Below are 25423 nucleotides of genomic sequence, written 5' to 3' on the forward strand. Positions count from 1 at the left end.
CAACCGCCTCTTTTTCTGATATGAGGCCTCTGCAGAACGCCATTTGCATCAAGACCGTACACCTGGTCATCACCGGCTTACGCTTTCCGAGCGTTTCCCGCAAGGGAGTTCGGCAGAGATCCCGATATAGGATAGTGACAGGAAAGAAACCGGCATCCCGTCTCCTGCCGATGTGCGGGTGTCCGTCACGCATCGTACCGGCCGCACACACCAGCTGTGCCGGGCATCCGCACCTTTACAATACGGGCTTCCTCAATGGCAGCCTGCCGCCGTTCTCCCTTGCACTCCATCAAGAAAAAGGCCGGACTGGGAACACCAGTCCGGCCTTTTTTAATTCTGTCCTCGACAACCATCAACTGCCGGCTGTCAGCCTTTCCGCCATGTTCGCAGCAGCCCTTCTGCCGTCGCCCATGGCGAGGATGACCGTGGCCCCGCCACGTACAATGTCGCCGCCGGCATAGATCTCCGGCTGTGAACTCTGCATCTGCTCGTTGACGACGATGGTGTCTTTCCGCCCCAGTTCCAGTCCTTTGATTGATTTCGGAACCAACGGATTGGGCGACACACCGACGGCAACGATCACCTGGTCGCAGTCAACAGTGATGGTCTCGCCCGTCGTCTCCGGACGGCGACGTCCGCTTGCATCCGGTTCTCCGAGCCTCATCACATCCAATACCGCTGCACACACACGCCCTTTCTCGTCGGCCTTGTATTCCTTGGGATTATGCAGCGTGAGGAAATGGATGCCCTCTTCCTTCGCATGCTTCACCTCTTCCAGCCGTGCCGGCATCTCGGCTTCCGAACGTCGGTAGACAAGGGTCACATCAGCCCCCAGCCGCTTGGCCGTGCGGCAGGAGTCCATCGCCGTGTTGCCTCCGCCGATGACAAGCACCTTCCTGCCGATAATGATAGGCGTGTCGGTCTCCGGATTGGCGGCATCCATGAGGTTGATACGTGTCAGATACTCATTGCTTGAGAGGATGTTGATGGCGTTCTCTCCCGGAATCCCCATGAAGTTGGGCAGTCCTGCCCCCGACCCGACGAATATGCCCTTGAATCCCTTTTCTTTCAGATCGGCGACGCTGATGGTCTTGCCCACGATGGTGTCGGTCTGGAAGTGAACCCCCATGCGGCGGAGATTCTCTATCTCCACATCGACAATCCTGTTCGGCAGACGGAACTCGGGGATTCCGTATTTCAACACGCCGCCTATCTCGTGCAATGCCTCGAAGACATAGACTTCAAAGCCCCGCTTCACCATGTCGCCGGCAAAACTCAGTCCGGCAGGACCGGACCCCACGACAGCCACCTTGATTCCGTTAGAGGGCGCGATGTCAGGCAGTGCCACGTGCCCGCTCTCCCGTTCATAGTCGGCAGCGAAGCGTTCCAGATAGCCGATGGCGACCGCCGGCGAGTTCATCTTCAGGTGAATGCAGCGGCTCTCGCACTGCTTCTCCTGCGGACAGACCCGCCCGCATACGGCCGGCAATGCCGATGTCTCCTTGAGGACTCTGGCGGCTTCCAGGAAATGTCCCCGCTCGATGTTCTTGATGAAGTCGGGGATGTGGATATTGACAGGACAGCCTTCCACGCAGGACGGCTTCGGACAGTCGAGACAGCGTTTCGCCTCCTGCATGGCCATCTCAGGGGTCAGACCGATGTTCACCTCTTCCAGACGGGTCGTGGCGCGGTAGGCAGGATCAAGCTCCGGCATCTTCACCCGCTCTATGGCGGTACGCTCCTTGGGCTTAAGTGCCTTGCGCAGTGCCTTGCGCCAATCCCCCTCCGACTCCCCGGAAGGAGAGGAAGAGTGATTTTCAGCAACTCCCTCCCGGGCAGAACCATCGGCCTTTCCTGTCTCTACGGAAGCAGCAGAAGCGGCTTTCCCTGCATCTACTCCGCCTTTCACCGTCTTTCCGTCAGCTCCTGCCTCCGCAGCGTCCCCGACCAGACATTCCTTTCCTTCCGAAGGTTCTGGAGCCGTCTCGATCTCTTTGAACGTTCCCATCCGCTTGAACATCTCGTCCCAATCGACGAGGTCGCCGTCGAACTCCGGTCCGTCAATGCAGACAAAGCGGGTCTTGCCGCCGATGGTCAGCCGGCAGGCACCGCACATCCCGGTACCGTCCACCATGATGGTATTGAGCGAAACGTCGTTGGGAATGCCGTATTTCTTTGCCAGAAGAGACGTGAACTTCATCATGACAGGAGGTCCGATTGCCAGTACCTTGTCGACGTGTTCCCGCTGTATCACTTTCTCGACCCCCACGGTGACGACTCCCTTCTCGCCGTAGGATCCGTCATCGGTCATGATGATGACCTCATCAGAATACTTCTTCACGTCATCCACCATGATGACCAGTTCCCGGGTCCGTCCGGCAAGGACAGAGATGACCTTGTTGCCTGCCTGCTTCAATGCGGTGAGAATGGGAAGGATGGCGGCGATACCGATTCCGCCTCCGGCACAGACGACAGTACCGTAGTTCTCTATGCGGGAAGGAGTTCCGAGCGGTCCGACAATGTCGTGCAGCTCCTCACCGACATTCAGCCGGCAGAGCTTCGTAGAGGATTTCCCCACCTCCTGTATGACCATGGTGAGTGTCCCTTTCACGGGATCAGACTTGGCGATCGTGTAAGGGACACGCTCGCTGCGGTTGTCAACACGCACGATGATGAAATTGCCGGGACGGCAACTCCGTGCGATAAGCGGTGCTTCCACCTCCAGGCAGAACACCTTCTCTGAAAACTGTTGTTTGCGGATAATCTTGTTCATGGGTAACAAAGTATCTCATCTTCCGCCTCTCTCCGCATGACTGTCGGAGGAAAAATCTGTCGGATGAGGTTGTTTTAAAAGGTGATTATAGGTTTTCGTATGTTTCTTTGATCGATTCTGGGAGAGAGGAGAATCCCCTGCCGGGGAAGGTCGTCCGTACGGGGAGGGGAAGAAAGGCCGCCCCCTTCCGCACGCAAGAGAGAGGATAAGAGGAGCGGAAGCCCCCGCCGTCCGCCACCCTCTCCATGCAGAGAGGAAGCGGGAAGGAGGCTCAGTCCATCTTCTCATCCAGCATCTCGAAGCCGCAGTAAGGCACGAGTACCTTCGGCACCCGGACACCCTCCGGAGTCTGGTTGTTCTCGATGATGGCCGCCACGATACGCGGCAGGGCGAGCGCCGAGCCGTTCAGCGTATGGCAGAGTTCTATCTTCTTGTCGTCGGCATGACGGTAGCGGCAGTGCAGGCGGTTGGCCTGATAGCTCTCGAAGTTAGACACGCTGGAGACTTCCAGCCAGCGCTCCTGTGCCGCACTCCATACCTCGAAGTCATAGCAGATGGCAGACGTGAAGCTCATGTCGCCGCCACAGAGACGCAGGATGTGGTAAGGCAGCTCCAGCTTCTTCAGCAGCCCTTCGACGTGCTCCAGCATCTCATCCAGGGAAGTGTAAGAATGCTCCGGCTTGTCGATGCGGACGATCTCCACCTTGTCGAACTGGTGCAGACGGTTCAGTCCGCGTACATCCTTGCCATAGCTCCCTGCCTCCCGACGGAAACAGGCGGAGTAGGCGCAACGCTTGACAGGCAGATCCTGCTCGTCGAGGATCTCATCACGGAAGATATTGGTCACCGGCACCTCAGCCGTCGGGATAAGGTATAGGTCGTCGAGATTGGCATGATACATCTGCCCCTCCTTGTCGGGCAGCTGACCCGTGCCAAGCCCCGAGTCCTGGTTCACCACCAATGGCGGCTGCACCTCCAGATAGCCACTCTTGCGCGCTTCATCGAGGAAGAAGGCCTCCAGGGCACGCTGGAAACGTGCCATCTTGCCGATATAAAGCGGGAATCCCGCACCGGTGATCTTCACGCCGAGGTCGAAGTCTACCAGATTGAACTTCTTCAGCAGATCCCAGTGGCACAGCGCATCCGCAGGCAGGTCGGGCTTCTGCCCGCCCTCTTTCACAACGACATTGTCGCTGGCATCCTTGCCCTCCGGGACGTCGTCGTTGGGAATGTTCGGAATGGTCAGCAGCACGTCCGTCATGTCTTTCTGTGCCTTCTCCATGATTTCCTGAAGCGCCTTGTCGGCCGACTTCAGTTCTGCCACCTCTTCCTTTATGCTGTCAGCTTCGTTCTTCTTCCCCTCTTTCATCAGTCCGCCGATCTGTCTGGAGAGCTGGTTCTGCTTCTGCTTGTTCGTATCGAGCTTCTGCTGAGTCTCACGACGCAGACGGTCATATTCCAACACTTTCTCGACTGCCTCGCGCGCACCGCTGAAGTGTTTCTTCTCCAGTCCTTTGATGACACGTTCGGTCTCTTCGCTGATGAGCTTTAATGTAAGCATAATTTCTTTTCTTTATTAATTCGTTTCTGAGAGCAAAGTTACAAAAAAATCTTCTATAATCCAACAACATTTGTCCTACTTAATTTAAACAGGAGCATCACCGTCGGACCGGCAGCCGGACAAGCGGTCTGTTTTTCATCAGGACGGATCCGCCGTCCCCTTCCGTCCGCAATCCCGGCAATGCCGGCAGCGGCGGTCCGTCCGGACGGACAGGCTGCGGCCTGGGCCTGCGCCCGGCGAGGATGTCTGCACGCAGCAGAGCCGCCGTATCGAAGGAACGCCAGCGGCGGAGAATATAATCCAGCTGGCGGAGAGCGGCCTGCCTGTCACCGGCCTGATAAAGGCTGTAAGCACGGTTAAACCAGTAATCCCGGTTGTCGGAACAGATGTCCAGGGCATGGGTGTAGGCGACAACGGCACTGTCGTAATGCCCCTCGCGGATACTGACCATGCCGTAAAGATCATAGATTTCGGCGATATAAGGCTGCAGCGCCAGCGCACGACGACAATCTCCGCCTGCTCCTTTATAGTCCTCAAGATGATACTTCGCCAGCGCCATCAGGTACCAGGCCTCATAGAGATTGGGCTGCAGGGCGACGATGCGGGAGAAGAGCTGCATGGAAGTAACATAATATCCTTGGTCGAGCGTCCGCCTCCCCTCCTCCATCATCTTCCGGATGTTGTACTGGGCGGCCGACGGCATTGCCAGCAGGCATAGCAAGGCTACTACGATACCACGCACCGTCATCGGATTTACCTGCGTGGGACCTTCACACGATAGCCGCAGCGGACCTTGCCCTGCAGAAGCGCCTTCAGCTTGCCGCTGATCATCTGCCTGCGGAAGGCGGAGAGGCGGTCCGTAAAGACACGTCCTTCAAGATGGTCGAACTCATGCTGGATGACACGCGCAAGGTAGCCGTCCACCCACTCGTCGTGCTCCTTGAGGTGCTCGTCAAGATACTTCACGTGGATGCGTTTTGCCCGGGTCACCGACTCGTGGATGCCGGGCAGCGAGAGACAGCCCTCCTCCATCGTCTCCGTCTCCGAGTCGTCGAACTCGAGGATGTGTCCGTTGATGAAAGCATGGCGGAAGTCCTTGTATTCCGGGAAAGTATCAGAAAGGACATCCAGGTCGATCACGACGACCCGGACAGACTTCCCGATCTGCGGGGCCGCCAGACCGACGCCATCACTGGCGGTGTTGGTCTCAAACATATTCTGAATCAGCTCGGGGAGATCGGGATAGTCGAGGGGAATGTCCTCTGCGACCTTCCGCAGCACCGGCTGACCGTATGTGTAAATGGGTAATACCATATTGATTCTTTTTCTTGTTAAGCGCAATGCGGAAAGGCGGGAGAGCAGGAGACGGCGGCGGCGACAGACCGCCGGTACCCTTCATCAGCCGTCAGCCTGTCATCCGTCAGATCCCCTTGGCCTTCATGTAATCCTGGAGGATGATCGTAGCCGAAATCTCGTCCACGAGGCCTTTGTTTTCCCGCCGCGTCTTCTTCTTCACCCCTCCGGCAATCAGGGCCTGATGGGCGAGGACAGACGTGAAGCGTTCGTCATAATAGTCAATGGGCAACTCTGGGTGCGCCTTGCGCCAGCGGTTGACAAACTGCTCGACGCGGACGAGATTCTCGCTCGGCTCACCGCTGGGCTGCACAGGCCTCCCGATGACAAGCCGGTCCACGGGCTCTTCCGCTATATACCGCGTGAGGAAATCGAAAAGTCCGGACGTAGCAACGGTCGCCAGCCCGTTGGCGATGATGCGCAACGGGTCGGTGACCGCTAATCCTGTACGTTTCTTTCCGTAATCGATTGCTAAGATTCTGCCCATTTACCTGGAGAGCAGCCACGCATCGGCATAAGTGGCACGGAGCTGGTTCCGGCTCTGGACGGCAGAGGCCTTGCTGTCGTACGTGGAAGCTACCACGCGATACATATTGTTGCCGGCATTGTAGGCCACCTGTGCATCGTATCCGGCACTTCTGAGACGCTGCTGCAGACCCTCGGCATTGGCCTTTATGCTGAACGAGCCGACAACAACGCTGTAAGCCTTCAGGCCTGCGCCATTGACAACCGACACATTCTCGCGGCGGACCGGCTCGTTGTCGTAGTTGTCGACAACAGGTGTCTGGGTGACAGGCTGTGTCTCGACCGGCGCTACGACGGGAGCCTCCTGCTGGGCGGCATTGTCGTCATTGTCGGCAGCCGCCTGATGATCCTGCGCCTTTGCCTTCTCGTATGCCTTCTTGTATGCGCTCTCGCTGGATTTGCAGCCCGTGAAGGCCATCGCCACACACATCGCAGCACCCAAAACCATAAATTTCTTCATAATCCTTTAGTTATTTATTGGTTATACTTATTGTTCTGCTTTTATCGTGCGAAGTTACGAAATAAGAAGCAGAAGTGAAAAAATAACGCATCTAAAGTTTGTTAAATAAAGAATTTGCAAGTTTTTTAACACAAAATAGGCCGGTCTGTATTGCCGGTATAAGAAAGTTTGTCTATATTTGCGATTGAATAGGAACAAACATTACTCACAATAAAAACAACAAGAGATTATGAAGACATTAGGTTACATCGGCGCGTTTCTCTGTGGCAGCATCACAGGCGCGGCTTTAGGACTTCTGCTGGCTCCGGAAAAGGGAACCGACACACGTACAAAGATTGCTGACGCAGTAGACGACTTCTGCAAGAAGCACGACATCAAGCTCAGCCGCAAGGAAGCTGACGATTTCGTCGAAGACATCAAGGATGCGGCTGCTGAAGCCCTCTAACACGCAGAGATGTTCTCCAACGACAGAAACGTAGAGACAATAGCACAGCTCATAGAAGTGCTGAAACATTACATCGGGCTTCAGTCGGAGTACGTGAAGCTCGATGTAATAGAGAAAGTGGTCCGGCTGCTGACGGTACTGACCGTAGTGGCGGTCTTCTGCATCATTCTTTTCATCTCGCTCATCTATCTCTCCTTCGCCGCTGCATACGCCCTGCAGCCGCTGGTGGGATCGTTCATCGGGGCCTTTCTCCTTGTCGGCGGCTTTTATCTGCTGATGCTCATTGTCTTTGTCACACTGCGGCACAGACTGGTCGAACGCCCTCTGGTAAGGTTCCTGGGGAGTCTCTTCATGTCAAAATAGGCTTATGACCAACCAGAATACACACCCTGATTCCGAATACCGTACACTGAACGACATCCGGCTGCGCAAGGCACAGCTGCGTACGGACATCATCAAGGACGGCAACAGGATTGCCGGACTCTGGAACGAGCTTGTACACAAGCCGAAAGCCAAGAACACCCCCACGCGACGCTTCTCCGGCGCCGTCACCACGGGTGCCGGCATCCTGGACGGACTGATCTTAGGCTGGAAACTGTACCGGACCTTCGGAGGCAGGCGGTCAGGGAACTTCCTCGGAAAGAACGGATTCAGCCTGTTCAGGAAGAAGAAGGGTTGAGCAGGACGGCTGACAGACCGGCTGACAGAGGAAGACAAGTCCGACAGACGGACGAACAGCATGACCACAAGGAGCAAGGACCGCGAAGCCGACAGAGAGATGAACAGCCGGCGGCTCTGGCAACAAGGTAAAGAACGACGGCATTCCCCAAATGCCCATGACAGATAAACAGCAGGGACAGCTGTCCCCCGCCTGTCCGTAAAACAGACCGTTTGCAGACAGACGGGAGAGGATCGTCCCTGCTCCGGATAGTCCCCTCACGGCTTTCCTCTATGCCAGAGGTCGGGTTCTTCCGTTAAATGCGCGGACGCTTTTCGTATAGCCTGACGAAAGAACCGAAACTATTCATTAAACAGAAACATGAGGGTGTGTCAAAATGCAAATACCATTTCGAGAATCTTACAGTTTGAAACAATTCATTAAAAATGACCATTTCCGTACTCGATTCTGAGTAAAGAAATGGTCTTTTCTTTGCTTTTAGGAAAGCCTGGTTCTTCCGTTTTTCGGGTTGATAAGGTTGGTGATCATCCTACATCGACGGTCTCATCCTTTAATTCCAATAACAGCGGATTGAAGTATTCATTATCCTATTCCATACCCTTTTCTCTTTAGGATCTTTATTCTGTTGTTTGTTCCTTCTAACACTGCATTGGTAACGTGATGCCCAAGATGTCACCAACTACACCAGAGGAGATGTTGGGGAAAGAGCGTGAAATGATGCAAGAGCTGCTTTTGTCTATGCCAGAACAAATGATTGACGGGGTAACAAAACGATTGTATGAACCCCAAACAAAAGAAAGCAAAGCAATGAAAGTAAGATAGAGTAGTACTGATATTCTGGAGATTGGTCACTTATCAACCTGAAAAACGGAAGAACCGAGAAAATGATGCCCCTTGCCAGGTTGCTGTCTCCAGCCCCTATGGAAAATGACTGCGAACCGGCCGTCAACATACATTGATACTATGTGAAATACCCTGCTGATAAAGTGTTTAAATAACTTTGCAAGTGGAAATAGAGCTGAATAGCAAAAGAGGAAAACTTTAGCAATATAAGACATTGACATTTGTTAGTCCCAACATCACCACACAGAACATTCCTTTTACAAGATGGTGACAGGAAACGATAAAAGCCCTCGACAATACTATGGTACCGGAAGTTGTCCTCGAACTGTTCAAGGCAATAGAGGTGGAGATTTTCGAGGATGAACTTGCGTTGTTCCTAATAAACATTTATATTTGCATTAAAATAAACATTAGATTTATGGAACTGATACAAGGCATATCTTTTATTATAGCACTCGTTCTCATGCCGATTTTATGCAGAGGGCATGGTCTCGTCATTAAATTACTTTACCTCGTCTGCATGACGTTGCTGACCCCGATATTCGGCTATCCAGTCTACCGGTACATCATGAGTCACTAAAAGGATGGCCTTTCGTTCATGACCATCTGTTACTAAAGTTTTATTATCATCCGCCGATACAAAGATCTTCCGCAACTTATCAATCCGAAAAGCGGAAGAACCGGAAACCTGCTTATAGTTTGAAAGTTGTCAAATTATTAATTTGCATTTTGACACACCCTCGTCTATTCTATTATCCTCCTCCGATACAAAAGCCTTTTCAACTTAATACGCTGAAATACAGATAAGATTTTGAAAAGTCATTACATAATTTCAAACAGATCATCTGCAGATAAAAAGAATACGTACAAAAAAGCAGGTTTGCAACAAGCAGTCAATCAGTCGGTTATTAAGCCGTTTACAAAAGGTGCTTGATTGGACTTCAAAAGGGCGTTGGTAACACGCTAAGAGAGCACCCCTTGCAGGTCAATCAGGCATCTTTTAGAAGCCAGAAGAGCACGTATCGGCTTTGATTGCATGAAAACAGTTTACAAACACCGATGATATGGGAATAAGTTGTTTGTAGAAGACGGAAAGACAGGCTGATGGACAGGCATCGAATCAATAAACCCGCCGGACCGTCTCCTGCCGATGTGCCGATGCTCCGCACCAGGTGTGTCGAGGCTGAGCACCAGGCGTGCGGAGGGTAAACACCCAATGGGCGGAAGGCAAACACGCTGACAACCTGTCCCCGGGAGCGGAGAGGAAACCTGACAGTACTCTGAAAAGCGAGAGCGGACGGCTGACACACAGAAGGTACGCCTCACATCTCTTCACCCTCCCGGCCTCATCTTACCCCGACAACCTCCAGCACGCCGCCCTCCACCCTGAACCGCACCTCTTTGCCGCCGAACGGCATGCCATAGATACGGCCGGCATCGTGCTGGTACTGCGGCCGCGGGTCCTGGGCAAGCACCTCTTTCAAGGCTGCAAGCTCCTCCGCACCGAACAGCCTTGCCATCTCATCGGGAACAGTCACAGACAGGAGCTGCCATGCCTTCTTGTCCGTAAAACCGCCTTTGGCTTCCGGATGGCTGTCAACGTAAGGGATGTAAGGCTTCACATCGTAGACGGGTGTCCCGTCCATCAGGTCGGCGCCAGCGACCTCTATCTCTCCGTCCATGATCCGCCGGATGCGGACAGACGACAGGCCGAGCCCGTTCGGGCGGAAAGGCGACCGTGTGGCAAACACGCCCAGCCGCACATTGCCGCCCAGACGGGGAGGACGTACCGTGAGTTGCACGCCATCGGAGGATCGGTTGGCCGAGAAGCCCCAGACCAGCCAGAGATAATCGAAGTCTTCCAGTCCGCGCAGTGCCTCTTCACGCCGGTAGGGAGGTTCAAAGACTATCCTGCCGACGAGGCTGCCGGCCAGTCCACTCTGCCGTGGGATGCCGAACTTCGAGGTCAGCGGAGAGCGGAAAAAGGCAATGGGTTTGATTTCTTTCATGCTGACAAAGGTAATATTTTGCTGTGAACTGATACAGGATAAACGAATTTTATTTATCTTTGCAAGCAAATAATACTATTCAGACAATGGAAAATAAAGCGAACCAGAACATTGAACTGCCTGAAAACGCCTTCAGAGAGCTGAAAGACGGCGAGACATACGAACCGGTCATGTCGCCGCAGAAGACCTACCGGGAGGTGAGCCCGTGGTCGGTCACGTGGGGAATCCTCATGGCCGTGCTCTTCTCGGCAGCCGCCGCCTACCTCGGACTGAAGGTGGGGCAGGTGTTTGAGGCGGCCATACCGATCGCCATCATCGCCATCGGCCTGTCGTCCGCCACGAAGCGGAAGAACGCATTGGGCGAGAACGTCATCATCCAGAGCATCGGTGCCTGCTCGGGTGCCGTCGTGGCAGGCGGCATCTTCGTCATGCCGGCCATCTATATGCTCGACCTGCAGGCCGACTTCTTCAAGATTTTCATCGCCGCCGCACTGGGCGGTGTGCTGGGCATTCTCTTTCTGATTCCTTTCCGCAAATACTTCGTCAAGGACCAGCACGGCAGATATCCTTTCCCTGAGGCCACGGCAACGACACAGGTGCTCGTGAGCGGCGAGAGGGGCGGAAGCCAGGCGAAGCCGCTGCTCATGGCGGGCCTGGTGGGCGGTCTCTACGACTTCGCCGTGGCGACCTTCGGCTGGTGGAACGAGAACGTGACCAGCCGCATGATCGGCTTCGGCGAAACGGTTGCCGACAAGGCGAAGCTCGTCTTCAAGGTGAATACAGGTGCCGCCGTCCTCGGACTGGGTTACATCATCGGGCTGAAATACGCCTTCATCATCTGCATGGGTTCGCTTACCGTCTGGTGGCTCATCGTGCCGGGCATGGCCCTCGTCTTCCCCGACACCGTACTGAACCAGTGGGATCCGTCCGTCACGACAACCGTCGGACAGATGGCGCCGGAAGCCATCTTCAAGGCCTATGCACGCTCCATCGGCATCGGCGGCATCGCCATGTCGGGCATCATCGGCATCGTGAAGTCGTGGGGCATCATCAGGAGCGCCGTCGGACTGGCGACCCGTGAGATGAAAGGGAAAGGCAGCGGACAGGACGAAGTCATCCGCACGCAGCGCGACATCTCGTTCAGGATCATCGCCTTCGGGAGCATCGCCACGCTTATCGTGACCTTCCTCTTCTTCTATCTGGGCGTGATGGACTTCAATCTCCTCCATGCCGTCGTGGGCATTCTCCTTGTGGCTGTCATCGCCTTCCTCTTCACTACGGTGGCCGCCAACGCCATTGCCATCGTGGGCAGCAACCCGGTATCGGGCATGACGCTCATGACGCTGATTCTTGCTTCCGTCGTCATGGTGGCCGTAGGACTGAAAGGCAACGCCGGAATGCTGGCGGCACTCCTGATGGGCGGCGTGGTCTGCACGGCACTGTCGATGGCAGGCTCGTTCATCACCGACCTGAAGATCGGCTACTGGCTCGGGACGACACCGAAGAAGCAGGAGACCTGGAAGTTCCTCGGCACGGTCATCTCTGCGGCGACGGTAGCCGGCGTGATGATTGTCCTCGACAAGACCTACGGCTTCAACTCGGGCAAGCTCGCCGCTCCGCAGGCCAATGCGATGGCGGCGGTCATCAAGCCGCTGATGAGCGGACAGGGCGCGCCGTGGGTGCTCTACGGCATCGGCGCTGTCATCGCCCTCGTGCTCGACCGCTGCAAAGTGCCGGCCCTGGCGTTTTCCCTGGGTATGTTCATTCCGCTGGAACTGAACATTCCGCTGCTGGTAGGCGGTGCGGTGAACTGGTACGTGACCACCCGCTCCAAGGACGAGGCCGTCAACAAGGCGCGCGGCGACAAGGGTACGCTGCTGGCCTCGGGCTTCATTGCCGGCGGTGCGCTGATGGGTGTCGTCTCTGCGCTGCTGAAGTTCGGCGGCATCGAGTGTGATTATTCCGCCTGGTGGGAAAACCACCTCTCCGAGCTGCTTTCGCTCGTAGCATACGCCGCATTGATTCTCTTTTTCATCCTGGCCACCCGGCCGGACAAGAGAGAGAAGGCTGCATAAGAAACAGAAGCCCCCGCCTCTCCGCATGGCTGTATGCTGCGGAAAGGCGGGGGCTTCTGTCTCTGGGCTGACTGTCAGGTTCTGCTTGGCGGATTCTGCGCAGTGTGTACTACACTTTCGGCACAGTCCGGAGATTCCGGACGATGTCTTCATCCGACAGGGTATAGTTCTGCAGGTCGCCGTTGATGTACGAATCGTAGGCGGTCATGTCGATCAGTCCGTGACCGGAAAGGCAGAAGAGAAGAACCTCCTCCCGGCCGCTCTCCTTTGCTTTCTTCGCCTCGCGGATGGTGGCGGCGATGGCATGGCAGCTCTCGGGAGCGGGGATGATGCCCTCGGTGCGGGAGAAGAGGATGCCGGCCTCGAAGCTCTCCAGCTGCGGGATGTCCATGCCATGCATATAGCCGTCCTTGATGAGCTGGCTCACAATGACACCGGCACCGTGGTAGCGCAGCCCGCCGGCATGGATGTTCGCCGGTTTGAAGTCGTGCCCGAGGGTGTACATCGGCAGCAGCGGCGTATAACCCGCCTCATCGCCGAAGTCGTATTCGAACCTGCCGCGCGTCAGCTTCGGACAGCTGTCGGGCTCTGCCGCAATGAACTCCGTATGTCTTCCGTCAAGGATGTTGTGCCGCATGAAAGGGAAAGCGATGCCGCCGAAGTTGCTTCCGCCGCCGAAGCAGGCGATCACCTTGTCGGGATATTCGCCGGTCATCGCCATCTGCTTCTCGGCCTCCAGACCGATGATGGTCTGGTGCAGGGCTACGTGGTTCAGGACAGAACCGAGGGTGTATTTGCAGCGGGGAGTCGTCCGGGCCAGCTCGATGGCCTCGGAGATGGCGGTTCCCAGAGAGCCAGGATGCATGGGGTCGCGGGTGACGATGTCCTTGCCGGCGCGGGTCGACATGGAGGGCGACCCCTCCACCATCGCACCGAAGGCACGCATGATCAACGAACGGTAAGGCTTCTGCTGCATGGAAATCTTCACCTGGTAGACAGCCGCCTCCAGCCCGAACACCTTCGCGGCATAGGACAGGGCGGCCCCCCACTGGCCGGCGCCGGTCTCCGTGGTGACGTTCGTAACGCCTTCCTGCTTGCAGTAGTAGCACTGCGGAAGGGCAGAGTTGACCTTGTGCGAACCCAGCGGATTCACGCTTTCGTTCTTGAAGTAGATGTGGGCCGGCGTGTCAAGGGCTTTCTCCAGGGCGTAGGCACGGACGAGCGGTGTCGAACGGTAATACCGGTACATATCCAGCACCTCTTCCGGAATGTCAATCCATGCGTGCTCCGTGTCAAGCTCCTGACGGGAACATTCCATGCTGAAGATCTCGGCAAGATCCTCGGCTTTCATGGACTTGTGGGTGACAGGATGGAGGGGAGGAAGCGGTTTGACCGGCATATCCGCCTGAATGTTGTACCACTGTGTGGGAATGTCCTGCTCGTCGAGCAGGTATCTTTTCTGGTGTGCCATACTGTTCTGTTTTATAGAATGGATAGATCTCCTTTATAGAATGGATAGATCTCCTTTATAGGATGGATAGATCTCCTCTATAGGATAGATAGATTTCCCCGGGACACGGGGATGTACTGCAAAAGTACAAAATAAGATTTTCTAAATGCACGGAATCCTGATATTTTTCGTAATTTTGCCGCCGCTATGATTATCATCGGTACTATTCTTGCATATTTCTGCATCTTACTGTTAATCAGCAGAGCCACCGGCCACAAGGCCGACAACGAAGCCTTCTTCCGTGCAAACGGCAGGTCGCCGTGGTATCTGGTGGCATTCGGCATGATCGGAGCGAGCATCTCGGGGGTCACCTTCGTCAGCGTGCCGGGCATGGTGATGGCGGGCGACATGACCTATATGCAGACCTGCCTGGGCTTCATACTCGGTTATTTCGCCGTGGCGTTTCTGCTGCTGCCCGTCTATTACAGGCTGCGGCTGACCACCATCTACACCTACCTGCGCGGCCGTCTGGGACGGCGGAGCTACCGGACAGGGGCAGGCTTCTTCCTGCTGTCCAAGATGACGGGTGCCGCCGTCCGCTTCTATGTGGTCTGCATGATTCTTCAGCAGTTCGTACTCGATGCGTACGGCATCCCCTTCCCTGTGACGGTCACCGTCCTTGTCGCACTCATCTGGCTCTATACACGCCGCGGGGGAATCCGCACGCTCGTGCTGACAGACACCTTCCAGACCCTCTGCATGCTCCTCGCACTTCTGCTTATAATATATAAAGTGGTTGATACCCTCGGGATGACACTCCCCGAAGCGGCCCGCGCAATAGCCGCAGACAGCCACAGCCGCATCTTCGTCTTCGACGACTGGATGCCGAAGCAGAACTTCTGGAAACAGTTTCTCAGCGGTATTTTCATCGTGATCGTCATGACGGGACTGGACCAGGACATGATGCAGAAGAACCTCACCTGCAAGACCCTGCACGAGGCGCAGAAGGATATGTGCACATACGGATTCGCCTTTGTGCCGGCCAACCTGCTCTTCCTGTCGCTGGGCGTGCTGCTGATGATGTACTTCACCAGGACCGGACAGCCGCTGCCGGCCCTTCCCGACGACCTCATGCTGCAGGCGGTGGCAGGCGGGCAGCTGGGCACATGGGTGGTCATCCTCTTCACCATCGGCATCGTAGCGGCCTGTTTTTCCAGTGCCGATTCGGCGCTGACAGCCCTCACCACGACCTTCTGCGTCGACATCTGCAACCGGGAGAAGGACGAACGGCTGCGCAGGAAGGCGCATCTCGGCGTGTCCGTCGTGTTCGTGCTGTTCATCCTCGTCTTCCGTCTGGTCAATTCGACGAGCCTGATTGATGCCATCTACACCATCGTCTCCTACACCTACGGACCGCTCCTGGGTCTGTTTTCCTTCGGTCTGCTGACGAAACGGAGCGTCAACGACCGGGTCATACCCTACGTCGCCGTTGCCAGTCCGGTCATCTGTTTCGCCCTCGACACCATCGCGTCGAAAACGACAGGCTATCAGTTCGGCTATGAACTGCTGATGCTGAACGGCCTGATCACCTTCTCCGGATGCTGGCTGTCACGGCAGACAGCCCCCGCGCGGTAGTCCTCCGGGCGGCTTTCCGCTGCCGTCCCCGGGACTTCCTCCTTACTCCTTCCCCCTCCTGCTTGCCTGCAAGGCCGCGCCGATGGCCGTACAGTACTCCGAATACTTCGGGATGATGAAACGCACGTCATAGATCTTCTCCATCACCGGGAAAAGCAGTTCGCACTGCGGCAGCAGCGTCAGGTTGCCGATCAGCACGAAGTCGCGGATGTCGCTGTTGAGCGCACTCAGGATCGTGGCCGACCCGATGGACTGCAGCACCAGTCCGACCAGTCCCAGGGCCAGATCCTCCCGGCTGGCATTCGCCTGCGCATTGGCAAAGAGCGAGGCCGTCGCATCCATCGGAAGTCCGGGGAGCGGATTGGTGGATATGTCCTTGATCTGCAGATTGATGCGGGAGATGTCGCCTTTCATGGCCAATGCGATGATCTCCTTGAAGTCGTCCGTCTTCAGGAGCAGACGCGACAGACCGCTCAGCGTGCCGCCGCCGATGCCGATGCCGCCGATGTGACGGATCTTGCTGCCGTCGCAGAGGACAAGTGATGTACCCGTACCCATGGAGACGACGATCATCCGCTGCAGCTTCGACTCGAACTGGGCACCCAGTCCGTCCGCCTGGAACTCATCCGCCTTCTCCGTAGGAAGCCCATACACCGGTTTGTTGATATAGTGGGCGCCCACCCCCGTGAGCATGACCCGCTCCACATCGGACAGGTCGATCTTGTTGTCGTACAGGTACTTCCCGAACGCACCGTACAGAGAAGTCACAGGATCGGTGGCTTTGATCCGCAGCGGCTTCACCACCTTCCCCTCTCTGATCCCGACGATCTTCGTCGTCGAGATGCCCACGTCAATGCCAATGGAAATCTTCATACACCTTATATATATTAATACCGCCACGCCCCGGCCTCACAGCGGCCGGACCGTTCTGCTACCCCCGCTCCTTCCGGCACGCGGCCCGAGGCCAGCCCGAAGCACGGGTTACCACGCCGCAAAGATACAAAAAAGCCGGGAGTTTCGGACAGATACCAAGATATTTTGCAAAAAGACATAAAAAAGTTTCTCTATTAAGCTGAAAATGAGTATCTTTGCACTCCGTTATAACGAACGAACAAAGAAATAACATCAATAAAGCGTAAAACAAAATGACGAAAGCAGACATCATCAATGAGATAGCGACCTCAACGGGTATCGCCAAGAAGGACGTCTCAGCCGTAGTTGAGTCTTTCATGGAGGCTATCAAGGGCAGTTTGTTGGAAAAGAAGGAGAACGTTTACCTGCGTGGTTTCGGCAGTTTCATCGTGAAGCACCGCGCCGAGAAGACCGCACGCAACATATCCAAGAACACCACGATCACGATTCCTGCCCACAATTTCCCGAGCTTCAAGCCTGCCAAGGTATTCATCGAGGATATGAAGAAGTAATCGAACAGAAAATACAATAACAATTTAAAACAATTTAAAGCTATGCCAAACGGAAAGAAGAAAAAGGGACACAAGATGGCTACGCACAAGCGTAAGAAGAGATTAAGAAAGAACAGACACAAGAGCAAGTAAGCCCCACAGGCCGAAAGCCCTTGCAACAGACTTTCTAAACATGACGGGGCGTGTCATCGCAGCAGACTTCTTTTCCCTGGAAGTGCGACGGCAGGTTCCGCTTTTTTATTATCTGGAAGCATCATCCGGCAGCTGTCGACAGCGACCAGCACGACCGCCGGGTGGTAGTGACAACAAACGAAGAAAATGACAAGCGAAGTAATTATTGATGCCCAACCGAAAGAAATATCGATTGCCCTGCTCGAGGACAAGCGGCTGGTCGAATACCAGCGCGAGCCGAGGGAGGCCAGCTTCTCGGTTGGAAACATCTACGTGGCAAAGGTCAAGAAACTGATGCCGGGACTCAACGCCTGCTTTGTAGATGTAGGTTATGAGCGCGATGCCTTTCTTCATTATCTTGACTTAGGGGGTCAGTTCAACTCCTATGCGAAATACCTGAAACAGGTACAGAGCGACCGCAAACGGCTTTATCCCATCCAGAAAGCCAGCCGCCTGCCCGATCTGCAGAAAGACGGCACCGTCCAGAACACGCTGCAGGTAGGACAGGAGGTGATGGTGCAGATTGTCAAAGAACCCATTTCCACCAAAGGCCCGCGCCTCACAGGCGAGATCTCCTTCGCCGGCAGGTTCCTGGTGCTTATTCCTTTCGGGCATAAAGTAAGCGTCTCGTCGAAGATCAGAAGCGGAGAAGAACGTGCAAGGCTCAAGCAGCTCATCCAGAGCATCACGCCCAAGAACTTCGGCGTGATCGTACGCACGGTGGCCGAGGGCAAACGGGTCGCCGAACTGGACGCTGAAATGAAAGTCCTGCTGAACCGGTGGAACGAAGCCATCCAGAGGGTGCAGAAGACACAGGAACGCCCGCAGCTCATCTTCGAAGAGACCGGACGTGCGGTCGCCATGCTGCGCGACCTCTTCAACCCGACGTACGAGAACATCTACGTCAACGACGAGGAAATCTGCACGGCCGTCCGGCACTATGTCTCTCTGATAGCCCCTGAAAAGGCGGGCATCGTGAAGAGATATACCGGAAAAGTGCCGATCTTCGACAACTTCGACGTGACGAAGCAGATCAAGTCCAGCTTCGGGAAGACCGTCAACTACGGACACGGCTGCTACCTCATCATCGAACACACGGAGGCCATGCACGTCGTAGACGTGAACAGCGGGAACAGGACGAAGGAGAAAGCGCAGGAACAGAATGCGCTCGACACCAACCTCGGCGCCGCCGACGAACTGGCTCGCCAGCTCCGGCTGCGTGACATGGGGGGAATCATCGTCGTCGACTTCATCGACATGAATCTGGCCGAGGACCGCCAGATGCTGTACGAACGGATGTGCAAGAACATGCAGAAGGACCGTGCCCGCCACAACATCCTTCCGCTGAGCAAGTTCGGACTGATGCAGATCACCCGCCAGCGTGTACGCCCGGCAATGGACGTGGATGTAGACGAGAACTGTCCTACCTGCTTCGGAACGGGGAAAATACGGTCAAGCATCCTCTTCACCGACCAGCTGGAACGGAAGATCGACCGCCTCGTCAACAAGGTGGGCGTGAGGAAGTTCTATCTGCACGTGCATCCCTACGTTGCGGCCTACATCAACAAGGGCCTGGTCTCGCTGAAACGAAAGTGGCAGATGAAATACGGGACGGGGGTTCACGTCATTCCGTCACAGAAACTCGGTTTCCTGCAGTATGAGTTCTATGATGCAAAACAGCAGTTCATCGACATGAAGGAGCAGAACGACAAATCCTGACATACAGAACTAAGTCGTCGGATAAAAACGAAAGGCTGACAGACAACAGACGGTCCGCTGTTTCCATGAGGAGACAGCGGACCGTTGTGTATGTACGGAGACAGCCCTCCCCCACCGTCTCCCGAACCGGATACAAAGCCCTCGGAGACGCAGGGGGCGGCCGCTCCCATAGACGGACACCACCGTATGACAGGTCAAGAAAGATTGTGGATTATGTCCTGTTTCTTTACCATTCCAGACTCTACGGCAATCCCTCCCGCCGCCCGTTTCCCGCCAGCCCGGGAAAAAGCAGGAGAGAAAAACAGAAAAGTCCAGAGGAGAGTCCGCAGACACCTGACAGACAGCAACATACGAAGCACCTCCGAAAAGATGCCCGACTGCATGGCAGACGGCCGTCAGTCAGCAGGCAAAGAGGCCTTGTTTGAAGGCCAATCGGGCGTTGATTGAAAGCCAATCAGGGGCAGGCTGCAATCAGGGCAGCCACCCCCGCCGCTCAAGTCCCGCATCAGAACAGGAGAAAAGGAGGAACAGACGAGAGAAAATGTAAAGTAGTTTCCAATCTGAAAGGAAGCGGACACGAGGGCAGAACAGAGGGCGATGCCGATCGGAAGCCCCGCCCCAGGCGTAGCCGTCATAAACGATTTGGACAACATCCCCCCAGACCGGGACAGAAACCGTTTCGGGAACGGCCTCCTGTCGTCCCCTGCCGGCAATCACCGTCAGAAGGGGCTGCGGGCCGGACGGCCGCCCAGACAGGATGCGCCCCGGTCCGGCCCGCATCTCGAGACGGGAGGTACTGGACGCACGACTTCCGGACTGTTCGCTATATAATAAGGTGGAAAATAAAGAAAAGAAAGCCGTACCAGTCGGCGGCAGCGGCTGGATAAAAGCTGAAAGACAGGGACTATAATTCATTATTATCAAACAGAATCAACAAGATAAGTTAACAAAATAAAAAACAGGCAGTTTTATTAACTTTTATATGTTAATGATTTAAGAAAATCTTATCTTTGCATCCACGAGAACAGACCACGGTGCCGCACACGGACTTTCTGCGGCACGCAGGCAACGAAACAGCAGATAATGAAGAAAAAGACTATTTGGACCATTGCAGTAATCATGGGACTTTCGTTCCTTGGTTTGCTTCTGCTCCAGCTCAACTACATCGAAGAGATGGCTGAGATGAAGAAGGAACAGTTTGACGAGTCGGTCAACCGCGCCCTCTATCAGGCCTCCCGCAACATGGAGCTGAACGAGACCCTTCGTTATCTGGAAGACGATGTCAACAGGAAGGAACGGATGTCGCACACGGAGACGGCGGCGCCGGGCAACACCCCCACGGCAGCCCACCAGCCGCCCGCCACCGACAACCAGGGAGAGCCCTACACGTCCTTCGAGGCGAAACTGCTCCAGTCGAAGCCTTCCATGACCCCGAAAGCGATGATCCTGCGCAACGACAGCAGTTCGCTCTCGGCGACGAAACGCAACATGCAGGAGATCGTCCGCAACCGCTACGTCTACCAGAAGGCCATGCTGGAGGAGGTCATCTACAACATCCTCTACTCGGCCTCCGACAAGCCGCTGCGCCAGCGCATCAACTTCAAGCTGCTGGACCAGGACCTGAAGGCGGAGATGATGAACAACGGCATCAACATCCCCTATCACTTCACGGTGACGACCCAGGACGGACGCGAGGTCTACCGCTGTCCCGACTATGTGAGCGACGGCGAGGAGAACACCTACTCGCAGGTGCTCTTCCGCAACGACCCGGTCAACAGAATGGGGGTGGTGAAAGTACACTTCCCGGACATGAACAACTACATCTTCTCCAGCGTGCGGTTCATGATCCCCTCCATCATCTTCACGTTCGTGCTGCTGGTGACGTTCATCTTCACGATCGTCATCATCTTCCGGCAGAAACGGTACAGCGAGATAAAGAACGACTTCATCAACAACATGACGCACGAACTGAAGACTCCGATCGCAAGCATCTCCCTGGCGGCCCAGATGATGAACGACAAGAGTCTTGCGAAAAGCCCGAAGATGATGGAACATCTGGGCAGCGTCATCAACGACGAGTCGAAGCGGCTGCGCTTCCTCGTAGAGAAGGTGCTGCAGATGAGCATGTACGACCGCAAGAAGGCAGTGCTGAAGAAGAAGTACATCGACCTCAACGAGATGGTGGAGGCGATCGCCCACTCCTTCACCCTGCGCGTGGAGCATACGGGCGGCAAGGTCTATACGGACATCGAGGCGGTGGATTCGACGATGTACGTCGACGAGATGCACTTCCAGAACGTCATCTTCAACCTCCTGGACAACGCCGTCAAGTATGCCAGGCCCGATGAGCCGCTGAACGTCTACCTGAAGACCTGGAACACAAACGAGCACCTCTACCTCTCGATACGCGACACGGGGCAGGGCATCAAGAAGGAGAATCTGAAAAAGATCTTCGACAAGTTCTACCGCGTACACACCGGCAACCGCCACGACGTGAAGGGCTTCGGGCTCGGGCTGGCCTACGTGAAGAGGATGGTCGACCTGCACGACGGCGAGATCAAGGTGCTGAGCGAATACGGGAAGGGGACGAAGTTCGTCATCAAGCTCCCGGTAATCCGAGATGCGGAAGACGAAGCGTAAACACGAATAAAAACAAATTAATACGAACAGACTATGGACGAGAATTTGAAAATCCTGCTGTGTGAAGACGATGAGAATCTCGGCACACTGTTGAGTGAATATCTGCAGGCGAAGGGCTATCAGGCCGACCTCTGCCCCGACGGCGAGGTGGGTTACAGGGCCTTTCTGAAGAACAAGTACGACATCTGCGTGCTGGATGTCATGATGCCGAAGAAAGACGGTTTCACCCTTGCACAGGAGATCCGCCAGGCGAACACGGACGTCCCCATCATCTTCCTCACGGCCAAGCAGCTGAAAGAGGACATCCTGGAAGGCTTCAAGATCGGCGCTGACGACTACATCACCAAGCCGTTCTCCATGGAGGAGCTCGTGTTCCGTATCGAGGCCATCCTGCGCCGTGTCCGGGGGAAGAAGACCAAGGAGTCTACCATGTACAAGATCGGCCGCTTCACATTCGACACCCAGAAGCAGCTCCTCACGCTCGACGGCGACCCGGCGAAGGCCACCAAGCTCACCACGAAGGAGAACGAGCTGCTGGCGCTGCTCTGCGCCCATGCCAACGAAATCCTCCAGCGTGACTATGCGCTGAAGACCATCTGGATCGACGACAACTACTTCAACGCACGCTCGATGGACGTCTACATCACCAAGCTGCGGAAGCACCTGAAACCGGACGATCAGATTGAAATCATCAACATCCACGGCAAAGGCTACAAGCTCATCGTACCGGACGAGGAGTAAACTGAACCGCCATCATAAGGCCCTGCTGTATGGAAGATGCACACACGGCAACGCCGTCCTTCCCCCATGAGGGGCAGGACGGCGTTGTCTTTTTCCCGTTCCGACGATTTAAAATTCTCTTTTCAAATGGTATTACAGCATTTTTTTATTACTTTTGCACTGATGTTTGATTGATATCAGAACAAAGAATTATGATACACAAATTCGACTTCCTCGTTATCGGCGGCGGTATCGCAGGAATGAGCTATGCGCTGAGCGTGGCGAAAAGCGGCAAGGGAAAGGTCGCACTTGTATGCAAGACCTCCCTGGAAGAAGCCAACACGGCCAAGGCACAGGGAGGCGTGGCAGCCGTAACCAACCTTGCCGTAGACAATTTCGAGAAGCACATCAACGACACGATGGTCGCCGGCGACTACATTTCCGACCTGTCTGCCGTGAAGCACGTCGTATGCAACGCCCCTGACGCCATCAGGTCGCTCGTCGGATGGGGTGTGAACTTCGACAAGAACAAGGACGGCAACTACGACCTCCACCGGGAGGGCGGGCACAGCGACTTCCGCATCCTCCACCATGCCGACGACACCGGTTTCGAGATACAGCGCGGACTGATGGAAGCCGTGAGGAACGACAGCAACATCACCGTGTTCGAGAACCATTACGCCGTGGAAATCATCACACAGCACCACCTCGGCGTACAGGTGACGCGCCGGACACCGGACATAGAATGCTACGGAGCATACATCCTCGACCCCGAGACCGGGAAGGTCGACACGTTCCTGAGCAGAGTCACGCTCATGGCGACAGGCGGTGTGGGAGCCGTCTATGCCATGACCTCCAATCCGGTGATCGCCACAGGAGACGGCATCGCAATGGTCTACCGGGCCAAAGGCACCGTGAAGGACATGGAGTTCGTACAGTTCCACCCCACCGTCCTCTACAATCCGGCGGAGACCCATCCGGCCTTCCTCATCACCGAGGCGATGCGCGGATACGGCGGCGTGCTCCGCCTGCCGGACGGAAAGGAGTTCATGCAGAAGTACGACGAACGCCTCTCCCTCGCCCCGCGCGACATCGTAGCACGGGCCATCGACCACGAAATGAAGATTCACGGACTGAATCATGTCTGCCTCGACGTGACGCACAAGGATGCCGAAGAGACCAGGCGGCACTTCCCGCACATCTACGAGAAATGCCTGAGCATCGGCATCGACATCACCAGAGACTACATACCGGTCTGTCCCAGTGCCCACTATATGTGCGGCGGCATCAAGGTCGACCTGAATGCGGAAAGCTCCATCCACAGGCTCTACGCCGTAGGTGAATGTTCCTGCACGGGGCTGCACGGCGGGAACCGCCTGGCCAGCAATTCACTGATAGAAGCCGTCGTCTACGCCAAGTCGGCAGCCGAACATTCCCTCCGGGTGATAGACGGCTACGACTACAACACGGACATTCCCGAATGGAACGACGAGGGAACGATGACCAATGAAGAGCACGTCCTGATCACGCAGAGCGTCAAGGAAGTCGGCGAAATCATGAGCAACTACGTCGGCATCGTGCGCAGCGACCTGCGCCTGAAGCGTGCGTGGGACCGGCTGGACCTGCTGTATGAGGAGACGGAAGACCTCTTCAAACGGGTGAAGGCGACGAAGGACATCTGCGAACTGCGCAACATGATCAACGTCGGCTACCTGATAACCCGGCAGGCCATAGAGCGGAAGGAAAGCCGCGGACTGCACTATACCGTAGACTATCCGAAGCACGCCTACGACCGGAAACAGTAAAAACGGAAAACGGAAAGACCCTGCGGGAATACGGGTCTCCGACGCTTTCCACCGCCGGGCAAGTGCATTCCACGTGCATGACAACTGTACCTCGCACACATTATAATTGAACTTTGCTTGCTTTATAATTGAATAAAATGACAGACAAGAAATGGCAGGAACAGGGCTTCATAGACGAGCCTATCCCTGAAAACACAGATATCAAAGCGGAAATACGCAGGATGTGCAGGGAAAAGAATGCCCTCATCATGGCACATTACTATACAGAGGGTGTCATCCAGGAACTGGCCGACTTCGTGGGAGACAGCCTGGCACTGGCACAGAAAGCGGCAGCGACCGACGCCGACATCATCGTCATGTGCGGCGTACATTTCATGGGCGAGACGAACAAGATACTCTGTCCGGAGAAGAAAATACTCGTCCCCGACCTGAATGCCTCCTGCTCGCTGGCGGAAAGCTGTCCGGCCGACGAGTTCGAGACGTTCGTCAAAGCGCATCCGGGCCATACGGTGGTAAGCTACGTCAACACGACGGCCGCCACCAAGGCATTGACCGATGTCGTGGTGACGAGCGGCAATGCACGCCAGATAGTGGAGTCCCTGCCGGAAGACACCCCCATCATCTTCGGGCCGGACCAGAACCTCGGCAATTACATCAACGGGCTTACCGGCCGGAAGATGGTCCTGTGGAACGGAGCCTGCCATGTACACGAAAAGTTCTCGGTGGAGAAGATTCTCCAGCTGAAACGTGAGCACCCGGCGGCCAAGATACTGGCGCATCCCGAATGCAAGGGGCCTGTCATCAGCCTGGCCGACAAGGTGGGAAGCACGGCGGCCCTGCTGAAATACAGCATTACGGACGACGCACAGGAATTCATCGTGGCTACGGAAAGCGGCATCCTGACCGAGATGCAGAAGTCGGCTCCGCAGAAAACATTCATCCCCGCACCGCCCGACGACAGCACCTGCGCCTGCAACGAATGCAATTACATGAAGCTCGTCACGCTGGAGAAACTGTACAACTGCCTGAAATACGAGTGGCCCTCCGTCGAGGTAGAGCCCGAGGTGGCAGAGAAGGCGGTCAGACCCATCCAGAGAATGCTGGAGATTTCCAGACGCTTAGGTTTATAATTTCAA

Annotated in this window: 23 protein-coding genes; 13 read left to right on the plus strand and 10 right to left on the minus strand. The window is 55.6% G+C overall.

Annotated features, from left to right (window positions below; translation table 11 throughout):
* Nucleotides 1-352: 352 nt before the first annotated feature.
* The 6 genes from J4864_RS08035 to J4864_RS08060 form a co-directional block, all read right to left on the minus strand.
* A complete protein-coding gene (locus J4864_RS08035) occupies nt 353-2773 on the minus strand; it encodes a bifunctional dihydroorotate dehydrogenase B NAD binding subunit/NADPH-dependent glutamate synthase (RefSeq protein WP_211815236.1) in 2421 nt (806 codons plus the stop codon).
* Between the two features lie 271 nt (nt 2774-3044).
* A complete protein-coding gene (gene serS, locus J4864_RS08040) occupies nt 3045-4334 on the minus strand; it encodes a serine--tRNA ligase (protein ID WP_211815237.1) in 1290 nt (429 codons plus the stop codon).
* Nucleotides 4335-4431: 97 nt separating this feature from the next.
* Nucleotides 4432-5082, minus strand: a complete 651-nt coding sequence (locus J4864_RS08045) for a tetratricopeptide repeat protein (RefSeq protein ID WP_211815238.1) — start codon at nt 5080-5082, stop codon at nt 4432-4434.
* 5 nt (nt 5083-5087) lie between these two features.
* Nucleotides 5088-5648 (minus strand): peptide deformylase, encoded by a 561-nt coding sequence (gene def, locus J4864_RS08050; RefSeq protein ID WP_211815239.1) that lies wholly within the window; start codon nt 5646-5648, stop codon nt 5088-5090.
* A 106-nt stretch (nt 5649-5754) separates the two neighbouring features.
* Nucleotides 5755-6174: a Holliday junction resolvase RuvX gene (gene ruvX, locus J4864_RS08055; RefSeq protein WP_211815240.1), complete on the minus strand. Its 420-nt coding sequence runs from the start codon at nt 6172-6174 to the stop codon at nt 5755-5757.
* Complete coding sequence (locus tag J4864_RS08060; RefSeq protein ID WP_211815241.1) at nt 6175-6672, minus strand: SPOR domain-containing protein; 498 nt, start codon at nt 6670-6672, stop codon at nt 6175-6177.
* A 229-nt stretch (nt 6673-6901) separates the two neighbouring features.
* On the opposite strand from J4864_RS08060, the gene J4864_RS08065 reads away from it, so the two are divergent.
* The 3 genes from J4864_RS08065 to J4864_RS08075 are packed head-to-tail and all read left to right on the plus strand — an operon-like array spanning nt 6902 to nt 7796.
* Nucleotides 6902-7117 carry a YtxH domain-containing protein gene (locus tag J4864_RS08065; RefSeq protein ID WP_007366734.1) on the plus strand — a complete coding sequence of 72 codons (216 nt, stop codon included), beginning with the start codon at nt 6902-6904 and terminating at the stop codon, nt 7115-7117.
* Between the two features lie 9 nt (nt 7118-7126).
* The gene (locus J4864_RS08070; protein WP_007366735.1) at nt 7127-7480 is read left to right on the plus strand and encodes a phage holin family protein; all 354 of its coding nucleotides are present in this window, start codon (nt 7127-7129) and stop codon (nt 7478-7480) included.
* 4 nt (nt 7481-7484) lie between these two features.
* On the plus strand, nt 7485-7796 hold the full coding sequence (locus tag J4864_RS08075; protein ID WP_211815242.1) for a hypothetical protein: 312 nt from the start codon (nt 7485-7487) through the stop codon (nt 7794-7796).
* A 582-nt stretch (nt 7797-8378) separates the two neighbouring features.
* Here the strand turns inward: J4864_RS08075 and J4864_RS11975 are convergent.
* Complete coding sequence (locus J4864_RS11975; RefSeq protein WP_211815392.1) at nt 8379-8441, minus strand: hypothetical protein; 63 nt, start codon at nt 8439-8441, stop codon at nt 8379-8381.
* 24 nt (nt 8442-8465) lie between these two features.
* Here J4864_RS11975 and J4864_RS08085 point away from each other — a divergent pair, with 24 nt between their 5' ends.
* Both J4864_RS08085 and J4864_RS08090 read left to right on the plus strand, forming a co-directional pair.
* A complete protein-coding gene (locus tag J4864_RS08085) occupies nt 8466-8618 on the plus strand; it encodes a hypothetical protein (protein ID WP_211815243.1) in 153 nt (50 codons plus the stop codon).
* Between the two features lie 439 nt (nt 8619-9057).
* Nucleotides 9058-9219, plus strand: coding sequence for a hypothetical protein (locus J4864_RS08090; protein WP_211815244.1), 162 nt, complete (start codon nt 9058-9060; stop codon nt 9217-9219).
* A 766-nt stretch (nt 9220-9985) separates the two neighbouring features.
* Here J4864_RS08090 and tsaA read toward each other — a convergent pair.
* Nucleotides 9986-10648 (minus strand): tRNA (N6-threonylcarbamoyladenosine(37)-N6)-methyltransferase TrmO, encoded by a 663-nt coding sequence (gene tsaA, locus J4864_RS08095; protein ID WP_211815245.1) that lies wholly within the window; start codon nt 10646-10648, stop codon nt 9986-9988.
* A gap of 86 nt (nt 10649-10734) precedes the next feature.
* Here tsaA and J4864_RS08100 point away from each other — a divergent pair, with 86 nt between their 5' ends.
* Nucleotides 10735-12723 carry an OPT family oligopeptide transporter gene (locus J4864_RS08100; RefSeq protein WP_211815246.1) on the plus strand — a complete coding sequence of 663 codons (1989 nt, stop codon included), beginning with the start codon at nt 10735-10737 and terminating at the stop codon, nt 12721-12723.
* Nucleotides 12724-12832: 109 nt separating this feature from the next.
* Here the strand turns inward: J4864_RS08100 and J4864_RS08105 are convergent, their stop codons facing one another.
* Entirely contained in the window at nt 12833-14194 is a 1362-nt protein-coding gene (locus tag J4864_RS08105) for a TrpB-like pyridoxal phosphate-dependent enzyme (protein WP_211815247.1), read from the minus strand.
* Nucleotides 14195-14380: 186 nt separating this feature from the next.
* Between J4864_RS08105 and J4864_RS08110 the strand changes: the two genes are divergently transcribed.
* Nucleotides 14381-15808, plus strand: a complete 1428-nt coding sequence (locus J4864_RS08110) for a sodium:solute symporter (protein ID WP_211815248.1) — start codon at nt 14381-14383, stop codon at nt 15806-15808.
* Between the two features lie 42 nt (nt 15809-15850).
* Here the strand turns inward: J4864_RS08110 and coaW are convergent, their stop codons facing one another.
* Nucleotides 15851-16681: a type II pantothenate kinase gene (gene coaW / locus J4864_RS08115; protein ID WP_211815249.1), complete on the minus strand. Its 831-nt coding sequence runs from the start codon at nt 16679-16681 to the stop codon at nt 15851-15853.
* Nucleotides 16682-16953: 272 nt separating this feature from the next.
* Between coaW and J4864_RS08120 the strand changes: the two genes are divergently transcribed.
* The 6 genes from J4864_RS08120 to nadA all read left to right on the plus strand — a co-directional run bounded on the left by J4864_RS08120 (nt 16954) and on the right by nadA (nt 25417).
* A complete protein-coding gene (locus J4864_RS08120) occupies nt 16954-17232 on the plus strand; it encodes an HU family DNA-binding protein (RefSeq protein WP_007366744.1) in 279 nt (92 codons plus the stop codon).
* A 318-nt stretch (nt 17233-17550) separates the two neighbouring features.
* Nucleotides 17551-19122, plus strand: a complete 1572-nt coding sequence (locus tag J4864_RS08125; protein WP_211815250.1) for an Rne/Rng family ribonuclease — start codon at nt 17551-17553, stop codon at nt 19120-19122.
* Nucleotides 19123-20205: 1083 nt separating this feature from the next.
* On the plus strand, nt 20206-21762 hold the full coding sequence (locus J4864_RS08130; RefSeq protein ID WP_211815251.1) for a sensor histidine kinase: 1557 nt from the start codon (nt 20206-20208) through the stop codon (nt 21760-21762).
* 33 nt (nt 21763-21795) lie between these two features.
* On the plus strand, nt 21796-22503 hold the full coding sequence (gene rprY / locus J4864_RS08135; RefSeq protein WP_211815252.1) for a response regulator transcription factor RprY: 708 nt from the start codon (nt 21796-21798) through the stop codon (nt 22501-22503).
* Between the two features lie 191 nt (nt 22504-22694).
* Nucleotides 22695-24287: an L-aspartate oxidase gene (nadB, locus tag J4864_RS08140; RefSeq protein ID WP_211815253.1), complete on the plus strand. Its 1593-nt coding sequence runs from the start codon at nt 22695-22697 to the stop codon at nt 24285-24287.
* Nucleotides 24288-24424: 137 nt separating this feature from the next.
* Nucleotides 24425-25417 carry a quinolinate synthase NadA gene (gene nadA, locus J4864_RS08145; protein WP_211815254.1) on the plus strand — a complete coding sequence of 331 codons (993 nt, stop codon included), beginning with the start codon at nt 24425-24427 and terminating at the stop codon, nt 25415-25417.
* Nucleotides 25418-25423: the final 6 nt, after the last annotated feature.

This window comes from Prevotella multiformis, assembly GCF_018127985.1.
Taxonomy (GTDB): Bacteria; Bacteroidota; Bacteroidia; order Bacteroidales; family Bacteroidaceae; genus Prevotella; species Prevotella multiformis.

Excerpts from the sequence above, each read along its gene's own strand:
- coaW (WP_211815249.1), bottom strand. The coding sequence starts at position 16,681 with ATGAAGATTTCCATTGGCATTGACGTGGGCATCTCGACGACGAAGATC.
- tsaA (WP_211815245.1), bottom strand. The coding sequence starts at position 10,648 with ATGAAAGAAATCAAACCCATTGCCTTTTTCCGCTCTCCGCTGACCTCG.
- rprY (WP_211815252.1), top strand. The coding sequence starts at position 21,796 with ATGGACGAGAATTTGAAAATCCTGCTGTGTGAAGACGATGAGAATCTC.
- J4864_RS08110 (WP_211815248.1), top strand. The coding sequence starts at position 14,381 with ATGATTATCATCGGTACTATTCTTGCATATTTCTGCATCTTACTGTTA.
- J4864_RS08035 (WP_211815236.1), bottom strand. The coding sequence starts at position 2,773 with ATGAACAAGATTATCCGCAAACAACAGTTTTCAGAGAAGGTGTTCTGC.
- J4864_RS08065 (WP_007366734.1), top strand. The coding sequence starts at position 6,902 with ATGAAGACATTAGGTTACATCGGCGCGTTTCTCTGTGGCAGCATCACA.
- ruvX (WP_211815240.1), bottom strand. The coding sequence starts at position 6,174 with ATGGGCAGAATCTTAGCAATCGATTACGGAAAGAAACGTACAGGATTA.
- J4864_RS08085 (WP_211815243.1), top strand. The coding sequence starts at position 8,466 with ATGTCACCAACTACACCAGAGGAGATGTTGGGGAAAGAGCGTGAAATG.
- nadB (WP_211815253.1), top strand. The coding sequence starts at position 22,695 with ATGATACACAAATTCGACTTCCTCGTTATCGGCGGCGGTATCGCAGGA.
- J4864_RS08105 (WP_211815247.1), bottom strand. The coding sequence starts at position 14,194 with ATGGCACACCAGAAAAGATACCTGCTCGACGAGCAGGACATTCCCACA.
- J4864_RS08070 (WP_007366735.1), top strand. The coding sequence starts at position 7,127 with ATGTTCTCCAACGACAGAAACGTAGAGACAATAGCACAGCTCATAGAA.
- J4864_RS08090 (WP_211815244.1), top strand. The coding sequence starts at position 9,058 with ATGGAACTGATACAAGGCATATCTTTTATTATAGCACTCGTTCTCATG.
- J4864_RS08130 (WP_211815251.1), top strand. The coding sequence starts at position 20,206 with ATGAAGAAAAAGACTATTTGGACCATTGCAGTAATCATGGGACTTTCG.
- def (WP_211815239.1), bottom strand. The coding sequence starts at position 5,648 with ATGGTATTACCCATTTACACATACGGTCAGCCGGTGCTGCGGAAGGTC.
- J4864_RS08060 (WP_211815241.1), bottom strand. The coding sequence starts at position 6,672 with ATGAAGAAATTTATGGTTTTGGGTGCTGCGATGTGTGTGGCGATGGCC.
- J4864_RS08045 (WP_211815238.1), bottom strand. The coding sequence starts at position 5,082 with ATGACGGTGCGTGGTATCGTAGTAGCCTTGCTATGCCTGCTGGCAATG.
- nadA (WP_211815254.1), top strand. The coding sequence starts at position 24,425 with ATGACAGACAAGAAATGGCAGGAACAGGGCTTCATAGACGAGCCTATC.
- serS (WP_211815237.1), bottom strand. The coding sequence starts at position 4,334 with ATGCTTACATTAAAGCTCATCAGCGAAGAGACCGAACGTGTCATCAAA.
- J4864_RS08125 (WP_211815250.1), top strand. The coding sequence starts at position 17,551 with ATGACAAGCGAAGTAATTATTGATGCCCAACCGAAAGAAATATCGATT.
- J4864_RS08100 (WP_211815246.1), top strand. The coding sequence starts at position 10,735 with ATGGAAAATAAAGCGAACCAGAACATTGAACTGCCTGAAAACGCCTTC.
- J4864_RS08120 (WP_007366744.1), top strand. The coding sequence starts at position 16,954 with ATGACGAAAGCAGACATCATCAATGAGATAGCGACCTCAACGGGTATC.
- J4864_RS08075 (WP_211815242.1), top strand. The coding sequence starts at position 7,485 with ATGACCAACCAGAATACACACCCTGATTCCGAATACCGTACACTGAAC.